21 protein-coding genes and 1 pseudogene are annotated in these 10,598 nt (G+C 57.4%); all 22 read right to left on the minus strand.

From position 1 onward, the window contains the following. Positions 1-238: 238 nt before the first annotated feature. Entirely contained in the window at positions 239-718 is a 480-nt protein-coding gene (gene rplO / locus PVA19_RS11835; protein WP_062427523.1) for a 50S ribosomal protein L15, read from the minus strand. A 16-nt stretch (positions 719-734) separates the two neighbouring features. Beyond that, positions 735-941, minus strand: coding sequence for a 50S ribosomal protein L30 (gene rpmD, locus PVA19_RS11840; protein ID WP_062440744.1), 207 nt, complete (start codon positions 939-941; stop codon positions 735-737). An 11-nt stretch (positions 942-952) separates the two neighbouring features. Beyond that, positions 953-1,522 carry a 30S ribosomal protein S5 gene (gene rpsE, locus PVA19_RS11845; protein ID WP_062427525.1) on the minus strand — a complete coding sequence of 190 codons (570 nt, stop codon included), beginning with the start codon at positions 1,520-1,522 and terminating at the stop codon, positions 953-955. 128 nt (positions 1,523-1,650) lie between these two features. Then, positions 1,651-2,013 (minus strand): 50S ribosomal protein L18, encoded by a 363-nt coding sequence (rplR, locus tag PVA19_RS11850; RefSeq protein ID WP_062427526.1) that lies wholly within the window; start codon positions 2,011-2,013, stop codon positions 1,651-1,653. 12 nt (positions 2,014-2,025) lie between these two features. Next, positions 2,026-2,559 (minus strand): 50S ribosomal protein L6, encoded by a 534-nt coding sequence (rplF, locus tag PVA19_RS11855; RefSeq protein ID WP_062427527.1) that lies wholly within the window; start codon positions 2,557-2,559, stop codon positions 2,026-2,028. A gap of 42 nt (positions 2,560-2,601) precedes the next feature. Further along, a complete protein-coding gene (rpsH, locus tag PVA19_RS11860; protein ID WP_062427528.1) occupies positions 2,602-3,000 on the minus strand; it encodes a 30S ribosomal protein S8 in 399 nt (132 codons plus the stop codon). A 12-nt stretch (positions 3,001-3,012) separates the two neighbouring features. After that, entirely contained in the window at positions 3,013-3,318 is a 306-nt protein-coding gene (rpsN, locus tag PVA19_RS11865; RefSeq protein WP_062427529.1) for a 30S ribosomal protein S14, read from the minus strand. Between the two features lie 33 nt (positions 3,319-3,351). Next, on the minus strand, positions 3,352-3,909 hold the full coding sequence (gene rplE / locus PVA19_RS11870) for a 50S ribosomal protein L5 (protein ID WP_062427530.1): 558 nt from the start codon (positions 3,907-3,909) through the stop codon (positions 3,352-3,354). Next, positions 3,902-4,210: a 50S ribosomal protein L24 gene (gene rplX / locus PVA19_RS11875; RefSeq protein WP_062427531.1), complete on the minus strand. Its 309-nt coding sequence runs from the start codon at positions 4,208-4,210 to the stop codon at positions 3,902-3,904. The genes rplE and rplX overlap by 8 nt, the downstream gene beginning before the upstream one ends. Before the next feature lie 12 nt (positions 4,211-4,222). Continuing rightward, complete coding sequence (gene rplN, locus PVA19_RS11880) at positions 4,223-4,591, minus strand: 50S ribosomal protein L14 (RefSeq protein ID WP_027677419.1); 369 nt, start codon at positions 4,589-4,591, stop codon at positions 4,223-4,225. Between the two features lie 235 nt (positions 4,592-4,826). After that, positions 4,827-5,063, minus strand: a complete 237-nt coding sequence (gene rpsQ, locus PVA19_RS11885) for a 30S ribosomal protein S17 (RefSeq protein WP_027677420.1) — start codon at positions 5,061-5,063, stop codon at positions 4,827-4,829. Between the two features lie 11 nt (positions 5,064-5,074). Beyond that, positions 5,075-5,275 (minus strand): 50S ribosomal protein L29, encoded by a 201-nt coding sequence (rpmC, locus tag PVA19_RS11890; protein WP_027677421.1) that lies wholly within the window; start codon positions 5,273-5,275, stop codon positions 5,075-5,077. A gap of 12 nt (positions 5,276-5,287) precedes the next feature. Beyond that, a complete protein-coding gene (gene rplP, locus PVA19_RS11895; RefSeq protein ID WP_027677422.1) occupies positions 5,288-5,701 on the minus strand; it encodes a 50S ribosomal protein L16 in 414 nt (137 codons plus the stop codon). Positions 5,702-5,739: 38 nt separating this feature from the next. Next, positions 5,740-6,471 (minus strand): 30S ribosomal protein S3, encoded by a 732-nt coding sequence (gene rpsC / locus PVA19_RS11900; protein WP_062427532.1) that lies wholly within the window; start codon positions 6,469-6,471, stop codon positions 5,740-5,742. Next, the gene (rplV, locus tag PVA19_RS11905) at positions 6,471-6,860 is read right to left on the minus strand and encodes a 50S ribosomal protein L22 (RefSeq protein ID WP_062427533.1); all 390 of its coding nucleotides are present in this window, start codon (positions 6,858-6,860) and stop codon (positions 6,471-6,473) included. The genes rpsC and rplV overlap by 1 nt, the downstream gene beginning before the upstream one ends. Positions 6,861-6,862: 2 nt before the next feature. Further along, a complete protein-coding gene (gene rpsS, locus PVA19_RS11910) occupies positions 6,863-7,141 on the minus strand; it encodes a 30S ribosomal protein S19 (RefSeq protein ID WP_027677425.1) in 279 nt (92 codons plus the stop codon). Between the two features lie 15 nt (positions 7,142-7,156). Continuing rightward, on the minus strand, positions 7,157-7,993 hold the full coding sequence (gene rplB, locus PVA19_RS11915; RefSeq protein ID WP_062427534.1) for a 50S ribosomal protein L2: 837 nt from the start codon (positions 7,991-7,993) through the stop codon (positions 7,157-7,159). Positions 7,994-8,037: 44 nt separating this feature from the next. After that, a complete protein-coding gene (locus PVA19_RS11920) occupies positions 8,038-8,331 on the minus strand; it encodes a 50S ribosomal protein L23 (RefSeq protein ID WP_027677427.1) in 294 nt (97 codons plus the stop codon). Beyond that, on the minus strand, positions 8,328-8,948 hold the full coding sequence (rplD, locus tag PVA19_RS11925; protein ID WP_062427535.1) for a 50S ribosomal protein L4: 621 nt from the start codon (positions 8,946-8,948) through the stop codon (positions 8,328-8,330). Before rplD ends, PVA19_RS11920 begins: the two co-directional genes overlap by 4 nt. A 12-nt stretch (positions 8,949-8,960) precedes the next feature. Continuing rightward, entirely contained in the window at positions 8,961-9,602 is a 642-nt protein-coding gene (rplC, locus tag PVA19_RS11930) for a 50S ribosomal protein L3 (RefSeq protein ID WP_062427536.1), read from the minus strand. A gap of 171 nt (positions 9,603-9,773) precedes the next feature. Continuing rightward, positions 9,774-10,082: a 30S ribosomal protein S10 gene (gene rpsJ, locus PVA19_RS11935; protein ID WP_003507767.1), complete on the minus strand. Its 309-nt coding sequence runs from the start codon at positions 10,080-10,082 to the stop codon at positions 9,774-9,776. A 419-nt stretch (positions 10,083-10,501) separates the two neighbouring features. Beyond that, a pseudogene (locus tag PVA19_RS11940) lies at positions 10,502-10,598 on the minus strand (elongation factor Tu); the annotation flags it as partial.

Consider the following 10,598-nt stretch of genomic DNA (forward strand, 5'->3'; position numbering starts at 1 on the left):
CCTCACCCTTGTTTTCGTATGTCCTATCCCCTCCCCCTACCGAGTTCAAGGTCAAAGGGAGTTCAAGGACTGTGAGGCACTCACTTGCGCTGCACGCTGCGGCATTTTGAGCGCGAGACATGCGAGATCGCAATGAGTCGCTGCGCATTTCCGTCAAATCGATTAGATTTTCAAAGACTTACGTAGCGTAAAGAGAAACGCCCGGGGCGAAACACCCCGGGCGTTCAGAGATCATATATTACTCGGAAGCTTCCGGCGCAACAACGAGAAGCTTGATGGACCCACCAGCCTTCTCGATTTTTTCAAGCGCAGGCTTGGAAGCGCCGGCGACTTCGAAAGCCACCTTTGCCGTTAGCTCGCCGTCGGCCAGGATACGCACGCCGTCTTTCGGACGACGGATCACGCCAGCAGCCTTGAGAGCAGCGGCATCAACCGTTGCCTTGGCGTCGAGCTTGCCAGCATCGATCGCAGCCTGAACGCGGCCGAGCGAAACGGTCACGTATTCGGAAGCGAAGATGTTGGTGAAGCCGCGCTTCGGCAGACGACGGTAGATTGGCATCTGACCGCCTTCGAAGCCGTTGATGGCAACGCCCGAACGAGCCTTCTGACCCTTGACGCCGCGACCACCGGTCTTGCCCTTGCCGGAGCCGATACCGCGACCTACGCGGATACGGTCTTTGGTGGCGCCTTCGTTGTCTCTGATTTCATTGAGTTTCATGATAGGTTCCTCCGTCTCACTTCTCGTCTACGACGCGAACGAGATGCTGGACCGCACGAATCATGCCACGAACAGAAGGCGTATCTTCCAGCGTGCGCTGACGGTGCATCTTGTTAAGACCCAGGCCGATCAGCGTCTGACGCTGGATCTCCGGGCGGCGGTTTGGGCTGCCGATCTGTTCGACCGTAACAGTCTTCTTGGCTTCAGTAGTGTTCTTGGCCATGATCCAGATCCTTACTCTTCAGAAGCGACGCCGGATGCGACGCGACGTGACTGAAGGGTTGCATACTTGAGACCACGCTGAGCAGCGATGTCCTTCGGATGAACCTGATGCTTCAGGGCGTCAAACGTTGCACGGACCATGTTGTACGGGTTCGAAGAGCCCGTAGACTTGGCAACAACGTCGTGAACGCCGAGCGTTTCGAAAACAGCGCGCATTGGACCACCGGCGATGATACCGGTACCAGCCTTGGCGGAGCGCAACAGAACCTTGCCGGCGCCGTGGCGACCGTTAACGTCGTGGTGCAGCGTACGGCCATCGCGCAGCGGAACGAAGATCAGATCGCGCTTGGCAGCTTCAGTTGCCTTGCGGATTGCTTCTGGAACTTCACGAGCCTTGCCGTGACCAAAGCCAACGCGGCCCTTCTGGTCGCCGACGACGACGAGAGCTGCGAAGCCGAAACGACGGCCACCCTTAACAACCTTAGCAACGCGGTTGATCGCGACCAGCTTGTCGACGAATTCGCTATCGCGCTCTTCGCGGTTCTGGCGATCGTCGCGAGAACCTCTTTTTTCCTGTGCCATTGTCCTTTTCCTTTTTCTTTTCCGGTATCGAACGGCAAACGAAAGTAGGCCCTCCGGCTCCATTGCTGAAGTCCGGTTGGCCCGGTGAAAATCCACCCGGTGCGACATGCGCCCGGGTGGATAAAGTCTTAGAAGTTCAGACCGCCTTCGCGGGCAGCATCTGCCAGGGCCTTGACGCGACCGTGATAGATGAATGCGCCACGGTCGAATACGACATCCTTGACGCCAGCCTTGCCAGCGCGCTCGGCAACCAGCTTGCCAACGACGGCAGCAGCCGCAACGTCAGCGCCGGTCTTCAGCGACGAGCGCAGATCGGCTTCGAGCGTGGAGGCAGACGCGAGCGTCTTGCCTGCAACATCATCGATGATCTGAGCGTAGATGTTCTTCGACGAGCGATGAACCGACAGGCGCGGGCGACCGTTAGCAACCGCCTTGAGCTGGCGGCGTACACGGTTCGCACGACGTGCAAGTGCTTCTTTCCTGCTAGCCATTTCGCGAGTTCCTTACTTCTTCTTGCCTTCTTTGCGGACGATCCGTTCTTCAGCGTACTTGACGCCTTTGCCCTTGTAGGGCTCGGGACCACGGTATTCGCGGATTTCCGCGGCAACCTGACCGACCTGCTGCTTGTTGATGCCGGAAACGATGATTTCCGTCGGCTTCGGCACGGCGATGGTGATACCCTGCGGCGGCTCGTAGACAACGTCATGCGAGAAACCGAGAGCCAGCTGCAGGTTCTTGCCCTGCATGGCGGCACGGTAACCGACGCCGTTGATTTCGAGCTTGCGCTCGTAGCCATCCTTGACACCCTTAAAGATGTTCTCGATCATCGTGCGGGACATGCCCCACTTGGAACGAGCTTCCTTGGTGTTGTTGGACGGCTGTACCGAAACGCCGTTGTCTTCCAGCTTGAGCTGGATATCGTCATTTGCGACGAAGAACAGTTCGCCCTTTGGACCCTTGGCAGTAATCTTCTGGCCTTCAACGTTGGCCGTCACACCTGCGGGAACCTGAACGGGCTTTTTACCGATACGAGACATATTTCTATCCTGTCTGTCCGTTACGGAGATCCTTACTCGGCCTTAGAAGACCGAGCAGAGAACCTCGCCACCAACGTTCTGTTCGCGAGCCTGGTGATCGGCCATCACACCCTTCGGGGTCGAAAGGATGGTGATGCCGAGGCCGTTCGCGACCTGCGGAATGGACTTAACCGAGACATAAACTCGGCGGCCCGGCTTGGATACGCGGCCGATCTCACGGATCACCGACGCACCTTCGTAGTACTTCAGCTCGATGGTGAATTCGGACTTGCCGTTTTCAAAATCGACCTTGGAATAACCGCGGATGTAGCCTTCAGCCTGCAGCACGTCGAGAACGCGTGCGCGGAGGCTGGAAGCAGGTGTGCTAACCGAAGACTTGCGACGGGAAGCACCATTGCGGATGCGGGTGAGCATATCACCCAAAGGATCAGTCATGGTCATGTGCCCGTCTCCTTACCAGCTCGACTTGACAATGCCCGGCACCTTGCCGGAATTGCCCAGCTCACGAAGCGCGATACGCGACATCTTGAGCTTGCGATAGAACGCGCGCGGACGGCCCGTTACTTCGCAGCGGTTGCGGATACGCGTCTTCGAGCCGTCACGCGGCAGCGAAGCGAGCTTCAGAGTTGCCTGGAACCGCTCTTCGATCGGAAGGGACTGGTTCATGACGATGGCCTTGAGGGCGGCACGCTTGCCGGCCTGGGAGGCAACTGTCTTGCGGCGGCGCTTGTTCTTTTCAACTGCGCTTGTTTTCGCCATATCGGAGTTCCTTTTCTACGCTCGTCGTTACGGTTACTGACGGAACGGGAAGTTGAACTCTGTCAAAAGAGCCCGTGCTTCGTCGTCGGTCGGCGCCGTCGTGCAAACGATGATGTCCATGCCCCACATCTGATCAACCTTGTCGTAGTTGATTTCTGGGAACACAATGTGTTCCTTGATGCCCATGGCGAAGTTGCCACGGCCGTCAAAGCTCTTCGGGTTCAGGCCCCGGAAGTCGCGAACGCGCGGAAGCGCGATGTTGACCAGACGATCAAGGAATTCGTACATGCGTGCGCCGCGAAGAGTAACCTTCGCACCGATTGGCATGCCTTCGCGAACCTTGAAGCCAGCAATCGAGTTGCGGGCGCGGGTCACGACCGGCTTCTGACCTGCAATAGCAGCCAGATCGCCTGCAGCAACCGTGGGCTTCTTGGAGTCGGCAGTCGCCTCACCCACACCCATGTTGATCACGATCTTGTCCAGCTTGGGGATCATCATGACGTTAGCGTAGGAGAACTTCTCCTGCATGGCGCCGCGGATACGGTTTACGTATTCCGTCTTGAGACGCGGTTCGTACTTGGTCTCAGCCATCGATGACTTCTCCCGAACGCTTGGCCACACGGACCTTCTTGCCTTCTACAACCTTGAAGCCAACGCGAGTCGGCTTGCCATCCTTATCGGCGATGGCAATGTTGGAGATGTGCAAGGATGCTTCCTTGTTGATAATGCCGGCTTCCTGGCTCTGGGTCTGGCGCTGGTGACGCTTCACCATGTTGACGCCACGCACAACAGCACGGTCTTCCTTCGGCATTACCTGGATTACTTCGCCGGTACGGCCCTTGTCCTTACCGGTCAATACGACAACCTTGTCGCCTTTACGAATCTTCTGCATCGCTCGTGCTCCTTACAGTACTTCTGGAGCCAGCGAGATGATCTTCATGTGGTTCTTGCCGCGAAGCTCGCGAGGAACCGGTCCGAAGATACGGGTGCCGATCGGCTCTTTCTTGTTGTCGATAAGAACAGCTGCGTTGTTATCGAAACGGATGACGCTGCCGTCGGCGCGGCGGATGTCCTTGGCGGTACGCACAACAACCGCCTTCATCACGTCGCCCTTCTTGACGCGGCCGCGCGGAATAGCTTCCTTGATGGAAACGACGATAATGTCGCCCACGGAAGCGTACTTGCGCTTGGAGCCGCCCAGCACCTTGATGCACATGACACGACGTGCGCCGGAATTATCCGCCACGTCGAGGTTTGTTTGCATCTGAATCATGTCAGGTCGCCTTCTTGTTGTTACCGGACCGGTTGGGCATACATCATGGATGCTGCCCCCTGTTCCAGCTTATGAAATCTCTGTCTTTGCGCGGAAGAAATCTTGCCAGGGTGGTTTCCCAAAGGGACCTTCCGTGCGCATCAAAGCAAAAGACGCTCGGGTTACGAGCGTCCTTGCGCTGCTTCATACAGATTTTCGCGCCAAGTGCAAGACACCTGGCGCGATTCCGTTGAAATTAAGCGTGAGCGGCAACCACCGTCCAGCGCTTATCCTTGGAGATCGGTGCGCATTCCTCAATGGAAACCACATCGCCGACCTTGTATTGGTTGTTTTCGTCGTGCGCCTTGTACTTCTTAGAACGACGAACGGTCTTCTGCAGCAAGGGGTGAGCGAATCGGCGCTCAACACGGACTACGACAGTCTTCTCGTTCTTGTCGGATACAACGACGCCCTGGAGAATGCGTTTAGGCATAGTATTCTTCCTTAGGCCTTGGCTTCTGCGGCCTTTTGGGCAGCAATGGTTTTGATCCGGGCGATGTCCTTACGGACTTCGTTGATGCGCGAGGACTTTTCCAGCTGGCCGGTGGCCTTCTGGAAACGCAGGTTGAACTGTTCCTTTTTCAGGTCAGCCAACTTGTCCTTGAGCTGGTCGGCGCTGAGGCCGCGAATATCTTCGGCTTTCATTTGCCTTGCTCCTTACTCTGCGATGCGCTGTACGAAGCGCGTCTTGACCGAGAGCTTGGCAGCGCCGAGACGAAGCGCCTCGCGGGCGATCTCCTCGGAAACACCGTCGATCTCGAACATCATACGACCAGGCTTGACCTTGCATGCCCAGTAATCAACCGAACCCTTGCCCTTACCCATACGAACTTCGGTCGGCTTAGCCGTAACCGGAGTATCGGGGAATACACGGATCCAAACGCGACCTGCGCGCTTCATGTAACGCGTGATCGCGCGGCGGGCCGCTTCGATCTCGCGTGCATTCACGCGGTTCGGTTCCTGCGACTTCAAGCCGAATTCACCGAATGCCAGGTCAAAGCCGCCCTTGGCAACGCCCTTGATGCGTCCCTTGAACTGCTTGCGGTACTTTGTACGCTTTGGCTGCAACATTTTCTTACTTCTCCGAGCTTATCTTTCGCCAGCGTCAATCAAGCGTTTTCGCGACGACGATCGTTGCGATCGCCACGCTCACGGCTTGCAGGACCCTGAGCATCGCCTTCGAGCGCACGACGCTCGGAAGCCATAGGATCGTGCTCAAGGATTTCGCCCTTGAAGATCCAGACCTTGATGCCGCAGATGCCGAATGCGGTTTCGGCTTCAGCCGTACCGTAGTCGATGTCTGCACGCAGCGTGTGAAGCGGAACGCGGCCTTCGCGGTACCATTCGGTACGAGCGATTTCCGCGCCGCCGAGACGGCCTGCGCAGGTGATCTTGATGCCTTCTGCGCCAAGGCGCAGAGCGGACTGTACGGCGCGCTTCATGGCGCGACGGAAAGCCACGCGGCGTTCCAGCTGCTGGGCAATCGACTGTGCAACGAGCGTTGCGTCGACTTCCGGCTTGCGCACTTCAACGATGTTGAGGTGCGTTTCGGAGCTGGTCATCTCGGAGATCTTCTTGCGAAGCTTCTCGATGTCAGCGCCCTTCTTGCCGATGATGAGGCCCGGACGAGCGGAGTGGATCGTAACGCGGCACTTCTTGTGTGGGCGCTCGATAACGACCTTTGCAATACCGGCCTGCTTCAGTTCCTTCACGAGGTAGGCACGGATAGCGAGGTCTTCATGCAGGAGGTTGCCGTACTCGGAAGTGTCAGCGTACCAACGGCTGTCCCACGTACGGTTGATGCCCAGGCGGAAGCCGATTGGATTGATTTTCTGACCCATTATGCGGCCTCCCCTTTTTCCTCGGCTTCACGAACAACGATCGTGAGGTGCGAGAACGGCTTTTCGATGCGCGATGCACGACCACGGCCACGAGCGTGGAAACGCTTCATGGTGATGGACTTGCCAACATAGGCCTCGGCGACGACGAGAGCGTCGACGTCGAGGTCATGGTTGTTTTCGGCGTTTGCGATAGCCGATTCCAGCGTCTTCTTGACGGTGGAAGCGATACGCTTGCGCGAGAACTCGAGCTCGGCGAGAGCGCGATCAACCTTCTTGCCACGGATAAGAGCGGCAACCAGGTTCAGTTTCTGGGGGCTGACGCGAAGCGTACGGGCAACGGCCTGAGCCTCGTTGTCCTTCAGCCGGCGTTCGGTCTTAGCCTTCGCCATGATTACTTCCTCTTTGCCTTCTTGTCCGCGCCATGACCGTAATAGGTCCGGGTCGGAGAGAATTCACCGAACTTGTGACCGACCATGTCTTCGTTGACAGAGACGGGCACATGCTTGCTGCCGTTGTAAACGCCGAAGGTCAGACCAACGAACTGCGGCAGGATCGTGGAGCGACGGCTCCAGATCTTGATTACTTCACTGCGTCCGCCTGCGCGCACCTTCTCAGCCTTAGCGAGAAGATAGCCGTCAACAAACGGACCTTTCCATACTGAACGAGCCACTTGAGACTTCCTCTCTTACTTCTTGCGCTGATGGCGCGAACGCATGATGAACTTGTCAGTCGACTTGTTCGAGCGGGTACGCTTGCCCTTGGTAGGCTTGCCCCATGGCGTCACAGGATGACGACCACCGGACGTGCGACCTTCACCACCACCGTGCGGGTGGTCGACCGGGTTCATGACAACGCCGCGAACATGCGGACGCTTGCCGCGCCAACGCGAACGACCGGCCTTGCCATCGTTGATGTTGCCGTGGTCAGCGTTGGAAACAGCGCCGATCGATGCGAGGCAGGAGCCGTGCACCAGACGCTGTTCACCGGAGTTGAGACGCAGGATCGCCATACCGGCATCGCGGCCCACGAGCTGTGCATAGGTACCGGCGGAGCGAGCGATCTGGCCGCCCTTGCCCGGCTTCATCTCGACGTTGTGGATGATCGAGCCGACCGGAATGAACTGCAGCGGCATGGTGTTGCCGGGCTTTACGTCCACTGCCTTGTCGGAGGCGATCACCTTGTCACCGGCAGCGAGACGCTGTGGCGCGAGAATGTAAGCCTGTTCGCCGTCCGTGTATGTCACGAGCGCGATGAATGCGGTGCGGTTAGGGTCATATTCCAGACGTTCAACCGTACCTTCAACGTCGAACTTACGACGCTTGAAGTCAACCAGACGGTAGGTCCGCTTGTGACCGCCGCCCTGGAAACGAACGGTGATCCGGCCCTGGTTGTTACGGCCACCCTTCGAGCTGAGGCCCTGTGTAAGAGCCTTTACCGGCTTGCCCTTGTAGAGCGAAGCGCGGTCCACAATAACCAGCTGACGCTGGCTAGGTGTGGTCGGATTGAAACTTTTCAATGCCATTGTATTTGTTCCCTTTTGGGTCTTTGCCCGCTTGGGCCTAACCTTTAGAGTCCGGTGGACACGTCGATGGATTGACCTTCAGCAAGTGTCACGATCGCCTTCTTGACGTCCTTCTGCTTGCCAGCGAATCCACGGAAACGGCGCGTCTTACCCTTGCGGATAAGCGTGTTCACACCCGTGACCTTGACGCCGAAGAGAGCTTCCACGGCAGCCTTGATTTCAGGCTTGGAAGCGTCCTTGGCGACGTTGAATACGACCTGGTTCTGTTCGGATACCAGCGTCGACTTTTCCGTGATCGAGGGAGATACGATCACATCGTAGTGGCGAAGATCCGTCATTTGAACCGCTCCTCCAGAGCCTCTACAGCAGCCTTGGAAAGCACGAGCTTGCCACGGCGCAGGATGTCGTAAACATTGATGCCCTGTACCGGCAGAACGTCCACATTCGGGATGTTCTGAGCCGCGAGCTTGAAGTTGCCATCAAGTTCTGCGCCGCCGATAACGAGAGCGTTGGTCAGGCCGAGCGAAGCGAAGTTGCCCAGCAGAGCCTTTGTCTTTGCGTCCGATGCAATCAGCTGATCGACGATGATCAGTTCTTCGGCCTTTGCCTTTGCAGACAGGGCGAGACGCAGGCCGAGCGCGCGAACCTTCTTAGGAAGGTCGTGAGCGTGGCTGCGAACGACTGGGCCGTGGGCCTTGCCGCCGCCGCGGAACTGCGGTGCGCGAGCCGAATGGTGACGAGCGCGGCCCGTACCCTTCTGCTTGTACATCTTTGCACCCGTGCGGGAAACTTCCGAACGGTTCTTGGTCTTGTGCGTGCCCTGCTGCTTCTTAGCAAGCTGCCAGCGCACAACGCGGGCCAGGATGTCCTGGCGTGGATCGAGGCCGAAGATTGCGTCCGACAGGGCTACCTTGCCGGCGTCTTTTCCCTCGAGGGTTGTGACGTTCAATTCCATGATAAGGCTCCCTTACTTCGCAGCCGACTTGACGGCGTCGCGGACGATGATCCAGGAACCCTTGGAACCGGGAACGGCGCCCTTCACGAGGATCAAACCGCGATCCTCATCGGTCGAAACCACTTCCAGATTCTGGGTGGTGACGCGGGTCTGGCCCATATGACCAGCCATGCGCTTACCCTTCCACACGCGACCAGGATCCTGGTTGGAACCCGTCGAACCGTGCGCACGGTGAGAGATCGAGTTACCGTGCGATGCGCGGCCACCACCGAAGTTGTGACGCTTCATCGAACCGGCAAAACCCTTACCGATCGTTGTTCCGGTGACGTCGACCAGTTGGCCGGCTTGAAAATGATTTGCGGTCAGTGTTGCACCGACGTCGATCAGGTTCTCGCTGGAGACCTTGAATTCGACGAGCTTTGCTTTCGGCTCGACATTGGCAGCAGCAAAATGGCCGCGAAGCGCCTTTGTCGTGTTCTTGACCTTGGACTGGCCGGCACCGAGCTGAACTGCGGTATAGCCATTCTTGTCTTCCGTACGCTGGGCAACGACTTGTACGTTGTCCATACGCAGGACCGTTACGGGAATATGCTCACCAGCGTCGTTGTAGACGCGGGTCATTCCCACTTTCTGTGCAATCACACCTGAACGCATTGGTTCAATCCTCTTGCGAGCCTTGAAGGGAAAACCCTTGCTCGGCCTTTGTTAGGGAGTTCCCTTCGACATCTCACGATGTTTCCGGTCTCCGGATTGGAAGACGTTGGATTGCTCCACGTACCTTCCTTGTTATATCGGCCCTTACTTTCGCAAGGTCAGGCCGAGGTCTTAGAGCTTGATTTCCACGTCAACGCCAGCAGCGAGGTCGAGCTTCATCAGCGCGTCAACAGTCTGCGGGGTGGGGTCAACGATGTCGAGAAGACGCTTGTGCGTCCGCATTTCGAACTGCTCACGGCTCTTCTTGTCCACGTGGGGAGAGCGGTTGACAGTAAATTTTTCAATGCGGGTAGGCAGCGGAACCGGGCCGCGAACGCTGGCGCCGGTGCGCTTGGCGGTCGACACGATTTCACGGGTGGAGGCATCGAGGATCCGGTGGTCAAACGCCTTGAGGCGGATACGGATATTCTGGCCGTTCATTCGTCTTGTCCTTGTTCTTTATTATTGATTTCCGCACGCGGAAATACATGAACCTAGTTAATCGTGGCGCCGCAGATTTTCAAAAATCGAGAGGAATGCGAAGGGCGCACCCCAATCATTTCAGTAGTCTGTATTGCGAAATCACCCGGCTTCGCAACGCATTGCGAATCCAGCGGTGAACGTGAGTGCGCGTTTACGCGCTTTCACCGAAATTTTCAAGCACTAAAAGTGCAGCGCCGATACGCTTTTTCATCAAACAACTGACGGCGGTGTGTTTGCACCGCCGTCAATTAGAATTTCAGACGTCGAGATTCCCCGACAATCAAGGCAACGATGCCGACGCTACCTGCAGATCGCGCTTGCCCGCCATCTGCAATCTTAAGTGCCGTCGGCAAGCTTACGGCATCGTCGGTCGTCGATTACTCGATGATCGAGGCAACGATGCCGGCGCCGACGGTACGGCCGCCTTCGCGGATAGCGAAGCGCAGCTTTTCTTCCATCGCGATCGGAACGATC

Source organism: Agrobacterium sp. CNPSo 3708 (genome assembly GCF_028674915.1).
Taxonomy (GTDB): domain Bacteria; phylum Pseudomonadota; class Alphaproteobacteria; order Rhizobiales; family Rhizobiaceae; genus Agrobacterium; species Agrobacterium cavarae.

What these genes read in the sequence shown, in the direction of transcription:
- rpsH (WP_062427528.1), bottom strand. Translation starts at nt 3,000, where the DNA reads ATGACCATGACTGATCCTTTGGGTGATATGCTCACCCGCATCCGCAAT.
- rplP (WP_027677422.1), bottom strand. Translation starts at nt 5,701, where the DNA reads ATGTTGCAGCCAAAGCGTACAAAGTACCGCAAGCAGTTCAAGGGACGC.
- rplC (WP_062427536.1), bottom strand. Translation starts at nt 9,602, where the DNA reads ATGCGTTCAGGTGTGATTGCACAGAAAGTGGGAATGACCCGCGTCTAC.
- rpsJ (WP_003507767.1), bottom strand. Translation starts at nt 10,082, where the DNA reads ATGAACGGCCAGAATATCCGTATCCGCCTCAAGGCGTTTGACCACCGG.
- rpmD (WP_062440744.1), bottom strand. Translation starts at nt 941, where the DNA reads ATGGCCAAGAACACTACTGAAGCCAAGAAGACTGTTACGGTCGAACAG.
- rplB (WP_062427534.1), bottom strand. Translation starts at nt 7,993, where the DNA reads ATGGCATTGAAAAGTTTCAATCCGACCACACCTAGCCAGCGTCAGCTG.
- rplN (WP_027677419.1), bottom strand. Translation starts at nt 4,591, where the DNA reads ATGATTCAGATGCAAACAAACCTCGACGTGGCGGATAATTCCGGCGCA.
- rplD (WP_062427535.1), bottom strand. Translation starts at nt 8,948, where the DNA reads ATGGAATTGAACGTCACAACCCTCGAGGGAAAAGACGCCGGCAAGGTA.
- rplV (WP_062427533.1), bottom strand. Translation starts at nt 6,860, where the DNA reads ATGGCGAAGGCTAAGACCGAACGCCGGCTGAAGGACAACGAGGCTCAG.
- PVA19_RS11920 (WP_027677427.1), bottom strand. Translation starts at nt 8,331, where the DNA reads ATGACGGATCTTCGCCACTACGATGTGATCGTATCTCCCTCGATCACG.
- rplO (WP_062427523.1), bottom strand. Translation starts at nt 718, where the DNA reads ATGAAACTCAATGAAATCAGAGACAACGAAGGCGCCACCAAAGACCGT.
- rplR (WP_062427526.1), bottom strand. Translation starts at nt 2,013, where the DNA reads ATGGCTAGCAGGAAAGAAGCACTTGCACGTCGTGCGAACCGTGTACGC.
- rplE (WP_062427530.1), bottom strand. Translation starts at nt 3,909, where the DNA reads ATGGCTGAGACCAAGTACGAACCGCGTCTCAAGACGGAATACGTAAAC.
- rpsN (WP_062427529.1), bottom strand. Translation starts at nt 3,318, where the DNA reads ATGGCGAAAACAAGCGCAGTTGAAAAGAACAAGCGCCGCCGCAAGACA.
- rplX (WP_062427531.1), bottom strand. Translation starts at nt 4,210, where the DNA reads ATGCAGAAGATTCGTAAAGGCGACAAGGTTGTCGTATTGACCGGTAAG.
- rpsQ (WP_027677420.1), bottom strand. Translation starts at nt 5,063, where the DNA reads ATGCCTAAACGCATTCTCCAGGGCGTCGTTGTATCCGACAAGAACGAG.
- rplF (WP_062427527.1), bottom strand. Translation starts at nt 2,559, where the DNA reads ATGTCTCGTATCGGTAAAAAGCCCGTTCAGGTTCCCGCAGGTGTGACG.
- rpmC (WP_027677421.1), bottom strand. Translation starts at nt 5,275, where the DNA reads ATGAAAGCCGAAGATATTCGCGGCCTCAGCGCCGACCAGCTCAAGGAC.
- rpsE (WP_062427525.1), bottom strand. Translation starts at nt 1,522, where the DNA reads ATGGCACAGGAAAAAAGAGGTTCTCGCGACGATCGCCAGAACCGCGAA.
- rpsC (WP_062427532.1), bottom strand. Translation starts at nt 6,471, where the DNA reads ATGGGTCAGAAAATCAATCCAATCGGCTTCCGCCTGGGCATCAACCGT.